The sequence below is a fragment of the Acinetobacter sp. GQ146 genome (assembly GCF_059758585.1).
Genome location: NZ_JCAXDV010000006.1, coordinates 62265 through 78967, shown reverse-complemented (window position 1 = coordinate 78967; position 16703 = coordinate 62265). Strand labels below are relative to the sequence as shown.

Here is a 16703-nt window from a genome sequence, read left to right as displayed (position 1 = left end):
CTTAAGGATTAACACGAATAACAAAGTAGAAATTGGCTTCTTGATTTGGATCTAAACTACTCACCAAAGCAGAAACTTTGTCACCAGAAGATAAATTTGTCCCCATCGGAACAATCATAGGCATGCCTACAAGGCTGGTATAGGCAGGAACAACATCATTAAACTGCACATTTTTCACCACCGAACTACCATCATTTTTAAGCGTCAGCTTATACACCACACATTGATTCGGCTTGACCGAAACCAATTGGGTGGAATAGCTCAAAGATGCTAAATTAGTGGTTGTACAGCTACTATTCGCTGCTTGTGTTTTAACTAACTGTAAATGCCCCGTTGCAACCGTAGTGACATCAGTGTTTTTTAAGTTATCTAAATGGATGCCATTAAAGTCAGACACTTCAACCACAATATCTGCCTGACTCATTACTCCTTCCGTTGCCGAAGGTGCCGCCTGAACTTTAAGTAACAGTTGAATGTCTGCCTGAGCCACTAAACCCGAACTGCCCAAAAGCTGATTTAAACTGGTGGTTGCACTAATAATTTGGTCTGCACTATCAATCTGACCATTTTTATTTGCATCATAATAAAGGGTATAGACAAAGCCATCATTTTTAAGGGGTACAACTTTCAAATTCACTTGAGAACCTGCATTTGCCCCTTCTGCCATATTGCCCAAATTCTGTAAAGTATGACTATAAACAATCGTGCCACCCACGCTTACCTGACCCTGCTGATCATTGGTCAAAGTGAGTAGGCGTGCCACATTACTTTCAACTTGGTTCTTAATCGAGTCTGCTTGCTGATTAACCGGTGATTGAATCGCAAACCAAATCGGTACTGTAAAATTCTGTTGGCTGGCGTCAACCTCAATCACTGCGCAATAAGCCTTGCTTGCCCCTGCGGCTAAAACTCCCGTATTGGTAATTTGCTTACCAAGCGTTTGACAACTGGCATCACCTTCATAAAATTTGACGCTAAAACCTGTTTTAGCAGTAAACGCAATATTGGTCACATCAATCGCACTAAAGGATGCATACAAATTATAGTTATTGGCCAGGGTAGAATTATTCTTTGCCACCAAAGGAAAAACCGCTTTACCCGAAGCCACTTTAACCGTGCGTAAAGGTTGACCGGCGTTATCCACGATCCCCACGCCTAAACCCGACTGATCTGCGTTATATAAATCGCTACTGCTCGATACTGCCGTTAAAGCTGTAATTTGGTTACGAATCGGGTCAGAGACTGTACTTGAAGCAATCGATGTTGCAACTACATCCAGATGGATATTACTAACGCTACTAGTGCACCCTGTCGAGGCGGATACTCCGACCTGAATATGTTTAACCGCTGCATTTGAAATCGAACCGGTGTCGACTTTGCCGTCACCATTGGTGTCCGTGAGTAAAGTTTTTCCGTCCTGCGTATAAAAATTAACTTTGGCACAGCTCGGTAGATTGCTTGAGCTATAACTTAAATTATAGGTATCTGTGGTATTTCCAACGTTCCAAACATAGTTATTAAAGAAAACTTCTTGTCCAGGTTTCAAACTGGCTTGAATCACCAAGTTATCGGGACTGCTATTCGGGTTCCCCACGTTCGTTGCGGAACTGGATGTATTATTTAAAACCACCCCATAGACAACGGCCAAGTTGTAGATCACAGTATTGGAAAAACTGCTTAGTTTTACCGTGGTGTTATCCGCGTCATATTGTACAAATCCTGCCGTGTTGGGAATTTTATTGACCGCACCTTGTTTCACTTTGGCTTTAAAGGTCAACGTGCCGGATGTAAGCGGTGCAACAGCGGCAATGCTGGCTTCTAGACTCTTTGCATCTGGTTTGAGTTGATAAGCAATTCCGGTATTGGCCGATGCTTCGGTATCATTTGCATCAGTTAATGCTGTGCTATTTTGATTCCAGATCGCTGAACCCGCAACATACTCTAAAGAATCATCTAAGACATCTTGCAATACCACTCGTCGTGTTGCTGTACCGGTATTTCGATAGGTTAAAGTATAGGTAATTTCATCACCGATATTACCTTCACTTGCACTTTGAGCTTTGATCAGAGAAATCACTGCATCATCGACGACGCGAATCGTATCTGTGACTTGTGCAGAAAGCGTAGTATTTTGCTGGCTCACAGCTTTGAGATCTAAACTACTGAGCTGATTAAAAGTTACATTGGTAGGAATGCTACCCACAATTACAACCGCTAAAGATTGTCCTGCATTCAGCTCAATTGAACCATTCAGTAGATCTTCAGTATTATCTGGTAAACCATTTTGATCGCGGTCGGCATAGACCTTGACATTGCTTAAGTCAAAGTTATCGCTACTGCTTTGCACTAACGTAAGTAAATATTGATCAGACGTATTACCTGTATTGGTCAGAACATGCGGAAGGTTCACCGCTCCACCAACCACCCCATATTGGTTTTGATTTTGAACTAAAGTCAGTGCATAGGTTTTTTGGACCTCCAATGCGACAGGATTGGAGTTGACCAATAAGAGATTACCCATCTCATCGGTATAATCCCCTGATGCAACGTTAGAAATATAGCTTCCAGGTTGAGGGTAAGCATGGCAAATACCAACCAATAATAGTGCCGCACTCCCCAACAGCGCTTGGTATATTTTTGTTGTCATCCCCTGCATATAGCAAATACTCACAAAATTTACAATTAATGATAATTAGGTCACACTATTATACATAAATGTATCATTTGTTGATTATTTTGCACACGCCTTTACACATTTTTTATCGCTATTCTTCTGCAAACGGCTATGTTACGCACCTAACCGTTAAATCCACGCCTTATGAGATCTTTTACATCAATGGCAAAAGAGGAACATCTGTGAAAAAGACAATGCTTATCCATGCAAAATAGACAATCGAAGCCCAAACAAAACTATATTTTGAATAGCCGCCTATGTCGCATCAACACAAGAGCACAAAGCCTCCGATCTATTAGAAAACCCTAAAAAAAATCAATAAAATCTAGATTTAACTCACTTAAATATGTTGCGTGAGATATTCTAAAATCTCAATCGGATTAATTAACCGAGAACAATGTTTGGGACATTTAAGACACTTAATATGATCCACATTAAATTTCTGTTGTTCCGCAACTAAATGACAAAATGCATCCACATACCAAATTTTATTTTCTTGGTAGACATGAAGGATATCAATATCGCGTATAGTCATTTTACCTTGTGCATTCTGATATAAAATTTCAACTGTTTTACATGGTGCACACAAACATTCAGACTCATTATTTACAGAAGGCTCAGTCTCTGTATAAACACTAGTTGACTGATCTATATCAAAATTAGACTTTAACTTTCGCCCCACCAAGATTAAAGCACCAAACGAAAGAACCATCAGCACTACAGCAGTTACTTCCACCTTCAAACTACGCCCCTCTATTGATTTAAGATTCTTTATCTATTTTGAATAATTAGCAAGAAGGCAGAGTATAACAAACCCTTATTTATTGATTGATTCAAAATTGATATTAATTTTTAGATAATATAAAAAATAGATTTATATATTTAATGCCTATCTACACACCACAGATGTAGTTTTTTAAAAATATGTTCAGTTAATTTTATAAATAAAAATTTATTAACAACTCTAAATCAGATAAAACATTAAATTAAATATACATTTAAAAATAATATTCTATTAATTTAAAATAACAGTGTAATTACTTATTAATTTTAAGGGAATTTATTATTATAAAATCTACATCCATTCATTTTTCAAAAAAATTAGCATTAGAATTTCAAATATTACACACCTTTTCATTTGGCTAATAAAAAAGCCCCCAAGTCTTAATATGCTTGAGGGCTTTTTAATATATGGTCCCGAGGGTCGGACTCGAACCGACACGTCATCTCTTTGACACATAAGCACTTTTTGTAGTGTAGCATAGGCTCAGGTACTCATCTAGGTACTTATTCTCAAAAATGAGTACCCAAAGTAATACCCTCAAACTACACAGTTAAGCTGCTTCTGCGAAGCCCTCAGCTAGCAATTCTGCTTGTTCAAGAACAGTCTCTGTAGCCAGCAATGCCATATCAGGCGGATAGCCATACTTTTTCAAAAGTCGCTTCACAATGACTCTTAGCTTCGCTCGTGCAGCTTCTTTAATGGTCCAATCCAAAGTGACATTCTCACGAATAGACCTAGTGAGCACCACAGCAAGTTCTCTTAGGATCTCTTTCTGCATTAGTTCTCTTGCACTATCATTTTCAGCGACAGCAGAATAGAAGGCATATTCGTATTCAGTGAGGTTTAACTCTTGAGCCAACTTATCAGACTCTTGAATGGCTTTAGCCAACTTGATGAGCTCATCAATCACTTGTGCTGCTGTCAGGACTTTGTTTTGATAACCCTTAATAGCTGAGCTCAACATATCCATGAGCTTCTTGCCCTGAGTAACACTGCGATGTCCGCGCATCTTAATTTCATCACCCAGTAACTTCTTTAAAGTTTCTAAAGCAATGTTCTTATGCTGATAGCCTTTCATTTCTTGCATGAACTCATCTGAAAGAATTGAAATGTCAGGCTTTTGAATACCTGCTGCATCAAAGATGTCAACGACTTGCTCTGTTACCAATGCTTCATCTATGGTTTGTTTTACCTTGGCTTCAAGCTCTGAATTACTTAAACCAGTTATTTTGCCTGTACCATCACCAAACTTAGCTAAACGCGCTTTCACTGCTTGGAAGAATGCCACGATATGTGCAGCCTCCATTGCTGATGGGTGTGGTGTTGCCAATGCAAATGCCTGAGACATAGCAGCTACAGCATTTAAAAAACGTGTTCTTCCCTGCCCTTGATCCACACCTAGAATGTGATCTTCAGCTTCCAAAATTATGCTGAGCTTCCTAGAAGTCGTTGCAGTGAAGTATTCTCTATAGTCATAGCCATGCATGATTCCATCAAGTACTTCTAGCTTTTCTTGCAAGATGGCCGCTGCTTCATCTTGGATGAGAGCAGGATCACCTTTACCACCAGCTTCTGAATAAAAGGACAGTGCTTCTTTAAGGTCAGAAGCAATTCCCAAGTAGTCAACGACTAAACCACCAATCTTGTCTTTATACACTCGGTTTACTCGTGCAATGGCTTGCATGAGGTTATGACCTTTCATCGGTTTATCAATATAAAGCGTATGCATACTTGGCGCATCAAAACCAGTCAGCCACATATCACGAACAATGACGAGCTTCAGCTTGTCATTATCATCTTTCATTCGATTTGCTAGAGTTTGGCGTTGCTGCTTGGTCGTGTGATGCTTTGCAATATCCTCGCCATCTGAGGCAGCAGAAGTCATTACGACTTTAATTACGCCATCGTTTAAATCATCGCTATGCCACTCGGGTTTAAGTTTTACTATCTCATTATAGAGATCAACAGCTATACGGCGGGACATGCTAACGATCATGCCTTTACCTTGGTTTGCATTGGCGACAAGACGCTGCTCAAAGTGTTCTACAATGTCTTTTGCAATTGCTCTAATACGTTCTTTGCTACCAATGAGACCTTCTACTCGCGCCCATTTTGCACGTTCTTTTTGAGTCTGGTTTAAATCATCTTCGCTAAATTGCTCATCAAACTGCTCAATGAGTTCTTTACCTTCATCACTGATCGCAATTTTTGCCAAACGGCTTTCATAGAAAATTCGGACAGTTGCACCATCTTCTACTGCCTGAGAAATGTCATAGATGTCTACATAGTTTCCAAAGACTGCTGGCGTATTTACATCTGTCTTTTCAATTGGTGTTCCTGTGAAACCAAGGTAAGTCGCATTCGGTAAAGCATCTCGCATGTACTTTGCAAAACCATACACAGTACGCTTGCCAACCACTTTGCCATTAGCATCTTTTACATCAACTTCTTTGGCATTAAAGCCATACTGAGAGCGATGTGCCTCATCTGCAATTACTACGATGTTAGTCCGATTTGATAGTTCTTCATAAATACTTCCACCATCATCAGGTTGGAATTTTTGAATGGTCGTGAAAATTACACCGCCCGAACCTACTTTCAGTAATTCTTTAAGCTCTTCTCGTGAGTCGGCTTGTTTCGGGGTTTGTCTGAGAAGTTGGCTTGATGCTGCAAAAGTACCAAAGAGTTGATCATCTAGATCATTACGATCTGTGATGACTACGACAGTTGGATTATCAAGTGCAAGGACGATCTTACCCGTATAGAACACCATCGACAGAGATTTACCCGAACCTTGGGTGTGCCAGACAACACCTGCTTTTTTGTCCCCTACAGCTTGCTGCTGTACCAGTTCGAGCTTATTTCTCCCCTGATGTAGCATCGCAGCTTCTGCTGATTTCGAGTCCGAATTAACTGCAGACGCACGAATGGTGGAGAGAACTGCTGCATTCACTGCATAGTACTGATGGTAAGCAGCTAGCTTTTTCACAGAGCTAATAGATTTAATCCCATTATGATCCACCTTCTCCATTGCCTCATAGACAATGAAATGTCTGATCATGTCGAGCAATGTAACTGGATTAAGTAATCCCTGAATTAATACTTCAAGTTGAGCTTGGGTTTTCTTTGCTTTGGTTTGACCATTGGTAGTCTTCCAAGCCATATAACGACTTAGATCAGCAGAGATTGTTCCTGCTTTCGCCTCTAAACCATCTGAAATAATATTGAAAGCATTATAGGTAAAGAGTGATTGAATTTGGCTCTTATAGGTTTGAATTTGCTTGTAAGCCCCTTCAACTGTTGCATTCTCATCGGCAGCATTCTTCAATTCAATAACAACCAAGGGCAAGCCATTCACATAAAGAATGACATCTGGACGGCGTTCCCAGCGATCCTCACGAATGGTTACCTGATTAACCACAAGGAACTCATTGTTCATAGGCTCGTTAAAGTCTATAAGCCATGCAAGTTCACCTTGAGTATTACCCTCTTTAGTAATCTCAAGGTTAATTCCTTCAGTAAGTAATCGATGAAAACTTTGATTATTCGCTTGAAGTTCTGGAGACTGGATATTCGTCACTTGTTTGAGTGCTTCGATTCTTTTCTCTTCACTCAATTGAGGGTTCAAGCGTTGTAGGGCTTCTAATACCTTTGCTTCTAAGATGACTTGCTTATAACTTCTTAAAGGATTACTCCCCTTTGATTCAATCTCGGGTCCATAAACATAGGTATAACCTAATCCTTCAAGTCGTTCTATTGCCATCAGCTCTATGTCTGATTCAGTCATCTTAGACACAAAAACCCTCACATTATAATTTTTGAAAAGTTGTAGGCTAAATATAACAAAAAAGTAGATAAATTTCGCAATTTTAGCTATTTATAACAATTAGATAAATTGAGTCTTAAACTTAGTCTTACTTAGTAATAAGGATAAAAATGATGAGTTCGCATGTAATTATAATTGGGGAAGATGAGAAACGTCCTTTAATAGAAATTTCAGCTCTAGGTTCTACACAGGAAAAAGAATATAAGAAAATTCCTTATTTAGATGCCCTTTCAAATATCGCTTCTGTTGCCGCACAAGCAGCGCCTGCTTTAATGACAGCAGCAGAAGTGGCTAATAAGCATATTATGGAAGTGGTGATTCATGGTGATTTAGCCAAAGCTGCTGATGGAAATGGTCTAAGAGCATTCTCTAGAGCGACCAATGGACAATTTACAGAGCATGCTCGTCTGTATCATGCTGATTCATTATCAAATTTAGTAAATGCTGCTGCTGTTTGGCAAATTGCTTCTGTAGTAGTTGCACAAAAGCATTTGGCTGACATTAATAAAAAATTAGAAGATCTGCAGGATGGGGTAAATCGCATCACAGACTTCCAGCAAACCGAACGGAAAACTAGAATTCAAGCGATCTTTGACAGTTTAAAAGAAAAGACTGAATTGCTTATCCATGTGAAACAAGAACAGCAACATAACATTATTAACGCTTCTATTTTGTCTAAATATGATGATGACCTTAAACAGATCTATTTGCACCTTAAAGCTGATTTTGAGAAATATGGATTACAAAAAGTTGAACATAAGGAAATGTTTGGAACTGCTGATCTTAAAACAGGTATAGAGAAAAAGATAAATGAAGTAAATGAACTAGCAGAATTGGCATTTCTATGTCTGAGTTTGCGAATGATTTGTTGCCATATCATGGATTATTTGGGAGATATGGATTCAGTTAAAGAATTAATTCAGCAACGTATTTTACAAGAATTAGATAAATTAATGCTGCTAAGTAATCTTGTAAAAGAAAGTATGACTAATGAAATTAATGCCATGAATTCTTGGGTTAATAAAGCTCAAAAAAAAGTTAATGATAATAAGGGGAAAATTGCATCTACAGCATTAACTGCTGGTTTTATACCTCTACTACCTCTAGGAAGTGTAATTGCAGGATCAGCATTTGCTGCTGGCGCTAAACTCGATCAAAAATCAAAAGATCAACCTGGTATTTTAGATGTAAGAAAAAAAGAGTTATTACAAAGAGTTGATAAATTTACAGTGAACTTTACTGAAAAAAGTATGTTTACTAAGAGAATAGCTAAACAGGGTATTCAAGCACTCATGGAACAAGAGCCACCTACTACACTGGCATTCCAAAGGTTAGATGAACAATACCTCTTATGCTTAAATACAGGGGAAAAAATTGCAGTATAGAATAGGATAAGGTTGGGCTAATAAAGGTGAAGCGCTTAGGCTTCACCTTTTCTACTATACAGTTGATGCTCGTACTTCACCCGAACTTCCCCACTCATAAGTTTAGGAAGTAGCGTATTTCTGAGTTGTTCAAGCGTTTGGATTTGTCTATCATTTTCCCAACACTTGTGGAAAATTGGTTTGACTTGATTAAGCGCGCTATCTTGCAACTCTTTTGGTGGCAATTGTATTCGAAATTTACGAAAGTCTTTTAAGACAATTCGAGGGATTACAGCTCCCGTTACTATGTTTTGCATCAATTCATGGGTTGAATCCAACTTTAAGAACAAAGTCAAAAGCATCGGATCATATAGCCCATTAGGTCTAAGCATTGCAATTGATGATAAAAGAACGACGTCTAGGTCTTTTTCTAAAAGAAAAACATGCTTGAGATAACTACCATCTTTAGCTATAAGAATATCACCTTTTAAAGCCTTACAATCAGTTTGAACGAGAGCTTCATAATCCTCTTTAGAGATTTTACGACATGTAGACTGATTGATGCCCCAATCATACATATCCTTTACTGAAGCCATTGGATAACCCATCTCAACTGATGCAGGACTACTATGAGAACCATCAGTAATACGAGTGCAGACATCAGCTAAAGTAACCTCATCCCAATCCTCTTTCGCTTCCTCAATAAACCACTGACGAAACAGTGTTTCAGCCATAGCTTCTAAAGTCTTGTTCTGACAATGCAGTAAGTCAATTTTGTCATCTAAGGATGAAAGGACAGAAGCGATGGCTTTTTGTTCAGGAAGAGAAAATGAGGGTATTTCCATTGTCAACAGTGCATTGATTTGCATGTTTGGCTGAGTTGAAGTACCCCCAGAAATATTTTCAATGAAACTCTGATAACTAGATGTTCTAAAGTTATAGTAAATAAACTTGCTATCAAAACGCTGAGTATCAACTCTTAATCTTATCAAACCATTATTGAAAACAGCGGGTACGTCACTGCTAATGAATTGATTTACTCCAACTGTATTTCCTGTTCGAGCAACGATTATGTCACCCGCTTTCAGTTGAAATTTTTCATAATTTTTAGCTTCAACTTCTGTATATCCCCAATTTTCAAATGGTTTAGATTGAGAGACATCTTGAATTCGCAAGCATCTGATAGGTGTGGGGTAATCAACAATCGGTGCTCTTTTAATTGCATCTAACCCAGTATTTGACGATAGCAATGTTTCTGCCAAAGTTATGAATTCAATGCTCATACCACCACCTTTGCCAAGTTGTCAGCAATGGCTTGATTGAGCTTAGCTTCTTCAGCAAGCTGTGCATCAAACTCCGCCTTCAGACTTGTAAAGCGTTCCTTAAAGTCAAACTCATCCTCATCATCCGCCAAACCCACATAACGCCCTGGTGTCAGTACATAGTCCAGCTCTGCTACTTTCTCTAGTGGTACAGAAGCACAGAAGCCCGCTACATCTTCATACTCACCACCTTTGTTGCGCCAGTTGTGGTAAGTATCGGTAATCAGCTTAAGATCTTCATCAGACAGGACTTTAGAACGGCGGTTAATCAAGTGACCAAGGTTACGAGCATCAATGAACAGAATCTCATTACTACGGTCTTGATATTGGCTTGAGTTGGCACGGTCACGGCGCATAAACCATAAAGCAGCAGGAATCTGAGTATTCAGGAATAGCTTGGCAGGTAAATTCACAATACAGTCGATCACATTGGCTTCTGAAACCAAGGCTTTACGAATCTCACCTTCACCACTGGTTTTAGAGGTAAGCGCACCTTTTGCTAACACTACCCCTGCTTGTCCCTTTGGTGACATGTGATAAAGGAAATGCTGCATCCAAGCAAAGTTAGCATTACCTGCTGGTGGTGTACCTAAAGACCAACGAGCATCACCTACAAGCTGTTCACCACTCCAGTCCGACACGTTAAACGGTGGGTTCGCGATGATGTAATCTGCTTTCAGGTCTTTATGCGCATCATTCAGGAATGAACCTTCAGAGTTCCACTTTACATGCTCAGAGTTAATCCCACGAATCGCCAAGTTCATCTTAGCGAGTCGCCATGTGGTCTGGTTGCTCTCTTGACCATAAATGGAGATGTCATCAATCAGACCTTGGTGTGCAGTCACGAAGTTTTCTGACTGAACAAACATACCACCTGAACCACAGCAAGGATCGAAGACACGTCCTTTGTATGGCTCTAACATTTGAACCAGTAAACCAACAATAGATTTAGGGGTATAGAACTGCCCACCTTGTTTACCTTCAGCTAAAGCAAACTCACCAAGGAAGTACTCGAACACATGCCCTAGAACGTCGGCAGAGCGAGACTTTGCATCACCAAGAGCAATCTTACCAATTAAGTCTATCAGTTGACCTAGACTCGTAGGATCAAGATTCTGACGCGCATAAACTTTAGGAAGTACACCTTTAAGTTGTGGATTATCATCCTCAATGTCTTCCATTGCTTTATCAACAGTAACACCAATTGTAGTTTTTTTTGCTTCTCCTAATAAATAAGACCAACGTGCTGTCTCTGGTACAAAGAACACGTTATACGCCGTGTATTCATCACGGTCTTCTGGATCTGCACCTTCAAACTCTCCTTCACCCGAAACCAGTAAATTATAATGAGCTTCAAATGAATCAGAGATGTATTTGAGGAAGATTAAACCAAGGACTACATGCTTGTACTCCGCTGCATCAATGTTCTTACGAAGTTTGTCTGCTGCTTTCCATAACACGACTTCTAAAGGTTCTTGTTTGGTTTGCTTGGGAGCACGAGCCATGGTAAATCCTAATCGTTTGTATATGCTTTAATTTAGTTTGCCAAATATTAACAAATGTAAGTGAGTAAGTAAGCACTTACTGGACATTACTTGTCGTAGACCTCAAAGATGCCAAACTGGTCATAGTACTTAAAGCTGGTTGGATCAGCTTTATATTGGGCTGCAATGCTATCAGATCTTGGCTTACGCTCTGGTTTTGGCGGTTTAGGCAATGTCACCAAGGGCAAATGCTTACTGCTACTACCAAATACTAGAACTAAATCACTAAAACCCGATTTCTTGCTTTGATCATCTGCTAGATCAACTCTGACCATTCGATGACGCACACCACTTAATCGTCTAACACGCAGTTCAGCCTTTGGATCCTTTTTTGCCTCTAGATAAGCCAAGGCTTTCTTAAATTGAACCTTTACTTCCGCCAGTATGTCTAATTGCTGCCGAATTGATAAAGGTGGTTCAACATCTTTCAAGGCTTGCTCTTGACACTCTGCCCAGTATTTCCCATTCTTCTTCATACCTTCAACCGTAAATTTATCAGATGACTTGCAATTTGGTTCTATGAAAAGTTGGAGTTCATCAACTCTTTGGTAGACATCAAAACCAAATTCATCCTTGCTTTTATAATCTTCACGATATGCTATTTGTTTGTTCTGAGGGATATACCGATTAATGATCTGTGCTAGATTATCAAATGCCAGTCTAGGAAAAACCATAATCAACTTGCACCCATATTTAAATCGGATTCTTTGCGGCTCTCGTTCATAGTATCCAATTTTGGAGGCTGGCTTAAGTTTCCTAGATTCTGGAGAATACCAATACAGTCCAGATAGGATATTCTGATTATCTGCTTCGATGCATATCTCTTCTGCGATCTTCTTTAAGTCATCGTAGTCCATACTACCCCCTTATAAAATGAGGGACGCATTTTAGGTGATTATTCACGTATAAGCCTACTCTTACCCAGACTTAATCCATTCGTCTGTTCAAACTTAGAACCACGCAATGACTACTATGAAGATTATTATCCTATCGGATCAATCCACCTAAAGAGTTTAAGGTGAGATATATATTTGGCGGGGGTAGGTAGATGTAAGTCTTAGACAGCCCTATTTTGTAATACTTAACTTCACTCCGTTCGTTAAGTATTACAAAATAGGGCAAAGCATTGTATGAAATAGAGAATAAATCATGTCAACAGACAAGTCTATAGAATTAAAGATTAAACGCTTATAAATCAATCACTTGATTTAATTTATATACATTTACTATCTTTTTAAGCTCTCTCCATACTCACCTAGTTACATGTAGTTGTACACCCAACCCCATAGATATTTCCAGATAGGATAATTCACATCTTTTTCTAGATAGGATATTTGATGCCTATTCAGCCTTCGAAGTAGTTTAGCCCCTGAACTTCAAGCAGAGTTTCATTTAAGCATACCGATTGAATACAAGGACTGAGCAGCGTTATACCCCCTCATAATCCAGATAGGATATGTATAAGCTATCGGCTAGATACAGTCGATTGAATCACTATGAGCAGCTTTAGTATATCGGCAAGGTACTTGAATCAAACACCCCAGTAATAAGCCCTACATAGCTTTCAGGGATGCCAATTTGATTTAGGATTTCGGTGGTATATCGGAATTACGAAATGGGCACTTAGACTATCGGTTTTCTTTTTTTACGTCCTAGCCTTTTAGTACTATTAGTTCTTCTAGCTAGTGTGCGCGTTGCGCACTGGAACGAAGCCTTAAAAGCACTCTTTAGCACTATTAGGGGAATAAAAGGGATTTTAGACCTGTCAAGAGCACTGTCAAGCAAAATAGTTTTCAAGTGTATGATAAGAATACAATTTCTTTAAATTTGTCTAACTTTTCTACTTTTGGCTAGAGCTACAGAAATGTAGCCCTAGCTAATTGAAAGCCCTGTTATGCAAACAGATTAGTTGTCATTTTCTTTGGTATGGGTACATCTTCAACATCGTCATCAAAGATGCTTCTTGTGCGCTTCTTTTCATTGGTTTGAGTGCTAGGTTCACTGCCCTCACTAACAAGTACTCCCTGAGCTTTAGGCTCATGTGGGGTCTGTGAAAGGTGATTAGAGACCACCTCTGTAACCTTGGCTTCACTTGGGGCAGGAATAGCTCCAGACTTGCTAGAGTTGGCTTCTATTAGCTCAGCCTGAATGCTTGGTAATGCTTCTGGCTTACTCACAATCACAAGTGCTAATTCCTCTGGAATGTCTTGTGCAACAACGTCCTTATCACCAGCCTCAAAACCCTGGCTTTCAGCATAAGCTAAAAGTGCATTAATGATGTCTTCTTGGGTAAAGGTAAGGACTGCTTTGGTTTGAATGTTCATGCTTAAACTTCCTGTAAATTGAACTCATTTGAATGGGAACTCTCTTTTGATGTTCTCCATTCAAGTGCGCGAAGCGCACATTCAGAGCTCTTATCTATCTAAAAAGTTAACTCTCCAACATAAGAATCCTTTTCCAGACTTGACCCTCGGGGGGGGTATTCCGCTCTATGGTTTTGAACAGCGTAAATACTACCCTCGTACTAACTTAAGTAATTTCCCATAACCCGAATGGCTTTACCTGAGCAGATGCATGTTCATACAAACGGAGTGGCGTATGAACTTCATTTGATCGGGTAAATAAAATGACTTCGCTAAACGGTAAACAGTCGCTACACCACATCCAACAGCTTTGGCTAAGGCATTCAAATCAGCTAAAGCTCTTTCGTCACCCTGATCTTTTGTGGAAGCATAACGGTAAATACGTGTATTCATTTTCTATCATTTATACTTGGTTTATTAAGTACAATGTTAATACTTCTGTTTAATTTAAAATGCTATTCGCTTTTTTATCATTCAGGTATAGTGTTTTTGTGGTACTAAAACTTCACTAAAACTAAATATAGGAATAAATAGAATGGGATTATTTGATAACTTATTTTCATCAAACAGTAGTTCTTCTGATTCAGGTAAAAGAGATGCTATTGATTATGGTAGAGAAAAAAATGGTGGAGGCCATGACCATAGAACAAATAAAGGAAAAGATAGAACACCATCACAGCAAGAAGGTGATAAAGCTAAACGAAAACCATAAAAAGTAAGTCAATTACCACTGCCCATGTCGTCATCCCTTGGGCATGGTAAGTGCTGAGCTTCGCATAGGTGTCACACAGACACCTATCAGTGAAAACAGGTCTCATATAGACACCTTTTCTTTAAACCACAAAAGAAAAGCCCCCTTTTACAAGGAGGCTTTACACGATGAAACTCTTAACCTTTATCGTGTTCATATTTCTAGTACTGATCTGTAGTTCAGCATACTAAGACTAGGTTAGGGCAGTTGGAGCTGCTCTAACTCCATAAACTTATACCAATTCAAAGCACGCACGTAAATGGATGTGCAGGATTACCCGGCTAATTTCATTTCATTCACATAGATGGTTTTGATCAACACTAATAAAACAAAACCCACCATTAAAAGGTGGGTTTTGAAACATCATCGTAAGATGAAGTCAGCGATCTGCAAAAGATTAGCTAAATGGCTAATCACCTGCAGGACAACAAACAAGAACGTAATCATCTGTCGCACCCCTTAATTTCTGTGAGGCGAGAACGAATCGATTTTGCTAGACTTCTATAGCTTTGTAAGAATTAGTTGTACAAAAGACTATTTTGACTTTAAATAGCAATAGGATCATCTCATCGTTCACCTCTGGACTGATGACAAGTTTTGAACATCATGTAGCTCAAATTTTCGACGAGGAGAACTACAGTTCAAAACATCCAATAAAGCCACGCTCTAATACAGCGTGGTTTTTTCTTTAGAAGCAGTCAAAGATCACGACCTAAAGTTCCAACTAAAGTAACCGTATTAATGCCACGCATCTGCTGACTAAATCCTATATGTTTCCACGTTTTACTTTATAAGAGTTATGCTTAAATGGCTACCTCTTTACCCAACAAGTGCGTTAAATGTTGTCGTGCAGCTTCATCAATCCGCTGTTTATATACTTATCCACGCCATTTTCAGCCATAACATCACCTCGCTATCTTCAAGACCATGAGGTGTAAATTACATAAAAAAACCACCTGCATTGAGGTGGAGTTTATGAAGATACTGGAAATAAGAAAAACCTTTTGGTTTGTATAGGACGCTCTACACAAGATCAGTCCAAGATAACTTTAACCAGATGGCCCAATAAGCCGCACTTCTTCTCAGGCTGTTTCACTATTGCTTGTCCAGTGTTGCATTGTGTTTCAATTGGATTCTCACCGTAAATTACTTGGTTACAGTCATCTACGAAGCTTCACCAAGTTGATGAGCAGCATAGAAAATTCTTACATTGGCATCGTACAGCCCACCAACTATAAACAGCATCAAGAGAACTCCTTAGGCCTTAACGGACCTAAGGAGTTAAACACCTCATTTCAAGAAGTAAAAATTCGTGTACTTGGCCCCAACACTTTTTATGATCTTCTTTTCATCTATTAGCCAATTTAGCCTTTCTCGAACTTTCCCTGAATTCATTACACCCGAAAACTGATCATTTAGTTCTGTTGTGCTACGCCCCATTCGACCACCAGAAGCTATGAATGCAATAATCTCATCAAACTCTTTTTCAAGTTGCCGCTGCGCTATTGGGTATTTAAGCTCATACACAGATATAGAGTCTATCAACTTATTCAATTCACCAAAGACAGGATCAAGTAAAGCTAGCAAGGTTGTTTTAGACATCATAAATTTTCTCATGAAAAATTTAGGACTCGAAATTAACTAACTCGAATAAACTTGTCAAGCTATTGAAATTAAAAGATAAAGTAAGTAATTACTCACTTACTTACTTCCCACTAAAATCAAATTTGGTAGTCCAAATTTACCTATTGTAAAATACTTTCACTTTAGATAATCAACATGGAAGTTGAGCCCTATGAACACTTCAAACGAAGACGTGATAATACGCAAATCAGTAGCAGCAGCAATTGAAATCATTGCACAAAACACCCCTCTCAGAGAGACATCAGTAAAATCTACATATGTAGTCACCCCAGAACATCACAGGCACATAAATACAGTTGTCAAAGTCACGGGGAAAACTAAACAGGACTTGTATACCTCTGCAATGGATTACTTTTTAAAACATAAACTATTTTTGGATGATATTCCTCTCGAACAAGTTAAGGCCCTTGCAGCTCTTTAAAAACAAAGGC

General features: G+C 39.0%; 12 protein-coding genes. 3 read left to right on the top strand and 9 right to left on the bottom strand.

Annotated features, from left to right (window positions below; genetic code table 11):
* Position 1 precedes the first annotated feature (1 nt).
* The 3 genes from AC6CHI_RS11195 to AC6CHI_RS11185 all read right to left on the bottom strand — a co-directional run bounded on the left by AC6CHI_RS11195 (position 2) and on the right by AC6CHI_RS11185 (position 7245).
* The gene (locus AC6CHI_RS11195) at positions 2–2647 is read right to left on the bottom strand and encodes an isopeptide-forming domain-containing fimbrial protein (protein WP_498121325.1); all 2646 of its coding nucleotides are present in this window, start codon (positions 2645–2647) and stop codon (positions 2–4) included.
* A 367-nt stretch (positions 2648–3014) separates the two neighbouring features.
* Positions 3015–3410 (bottom strand): WYL domain-containing protein, encoded by a 396-nt coding sequence (locus AC6CHI_RS11190; RefSeq protein WP_498121414.1) that lies wholly within the window; start codon positions 3408–3410, stop codon positions 3015–3017.
* A gap of 598 nt (positions 3411–4008) precedes the next feature.
* Positions 4009–7245, bottom strand: coding sequence for a type I restriction endonuclease subunit R (locus AC6CHI_RS11185; protein WP_498121324.1), 3237 nt, complete (start codon positions 7243–7245; stop codon positions 4009–4011).
* A 152-nt stretch (positions 7246–7397) separates the two neighbouring features.
* On the opposite strand from AC6CHI_RS11185, the gene AC6CHI_RS11180 reads away from it, so the two are divergent.
* Positions 7398–8669 (top strand): hypothetical protein, encoded by a 1272-nt coding sequence (locus tag AC6CHI_RS11180; protein ID WP_498121323.1) that lies wholly within the window; start codon positions 7398–7400, stop codon positions 8667–8669.
* A 35-nt stretch (positions 8670–8704) separates the two neighbouring features.
* Here the strand turns inward: AC6CHI_RS11180 and AC6CHI_RS11175 are convergent, their stop codons facing one another.
* The 5 genes from AC6CHI_RS11175 to AC6CHI_RS11155 form a co-directional block, all read right to left on the bottom strand.
* Entirely contained in the window at positions 8705–9931 is a 1227-nt protein-coding gene (locus AC6CHI_RS11175) for a restriction endonuclease subunit S (protein ID WP_498121322.1), read from the bottom strand.
* Complete coding sequence (locus tag AC6CHI_RS11170; RefSeq protein WP_498121321.1) at positions 9928–11475, bottom strand: type I restriction-modification system subunit M; 1548 nt, start codon at positions 11473–11475, stop codon at positions 9928–9930. The genes AC6CHI_RS11175 and AC6CHI_RS11170 overlap by 4 nt, the downstream gene beginning before the upstream one ends.
* A gap of 86 nt (positions 11476–11561) precedes the next feature.
* Entirely contained in the window at positions 11562–12371 is an 810-nt protein-coding gene (locus tag AC6CHI_RS11165) for a hypothetical protein (protein WP_498121319.1), read from the bottom strand.
* A 1035-nt stretch (positions 12372–13406) separates the two neighbouring features.
* Positions 13407–13838 (bottom strand): hypothetical protein, encoded by a 432-nt coding sequence (locus AC6CHI_RS11160; RefSeq protein WP_498121318.1) that lies wholly within the window; start codon positions 13836–13838, stop codon positions 13407–13409.
* Between the two features lie 234 nt (positions 13839–14072).
* Entirely contained in the window at positions 14073–14270 is a 198-nt protein-coding gene (locus tag AC6CHI_RS11155) for a hypothetical protein (RefSeq protein ID WP_498121316.1), read from the bottom strand.
* Positions 14271–14412: 142 nt separating this feature from the next.
* Here AC6CHI_RS11155 and AC6CHI_RS11150 point away from each other — a divergent pair, with 142 nt between their 5' ends.
* A complete protein-coding gene (locus tag AC6CHI_RS11150; protein WP_498121314.1) occupies positions 14413–14589 on the top strand; it encodes a hypothetical protein in 177 nt (58 codons plus the stop codon).
* Positions 14590–15918: 1329 nt separating this feature from the next.
* Here AC6CHI_RS11150 and AC6CHI_RS11145 read toward each other — a convergent pair.
* Positions 15919–16233 (bottom strand): hypothetical protein, encoded by a 315-nt coding sequence (locus tag AC6CHI_RS11145; protein ID WP_498121313.1) that lies wholly within the window; start codon positions 16231–16233, stop codon positions 15919–15921.
* 190 nt (positions 16234–16423) lie between these two features.
* On the opposite strand from AC6CHI_RS11145, the gene AC6CHI_RS11140 reads away from it, so the two are divergent.
* A complete protein-coding gene (locus AC6CHI_RS11140) occupies positions 16424–16693 on the top strand; it encodes a hypothetical protein (protein ID WP_498121312.1) in 270 nt (89 codons plus the stop codon).
* The last annotated feature ends 10 nt before the right edge of the window (positions 16694–16703 follow it).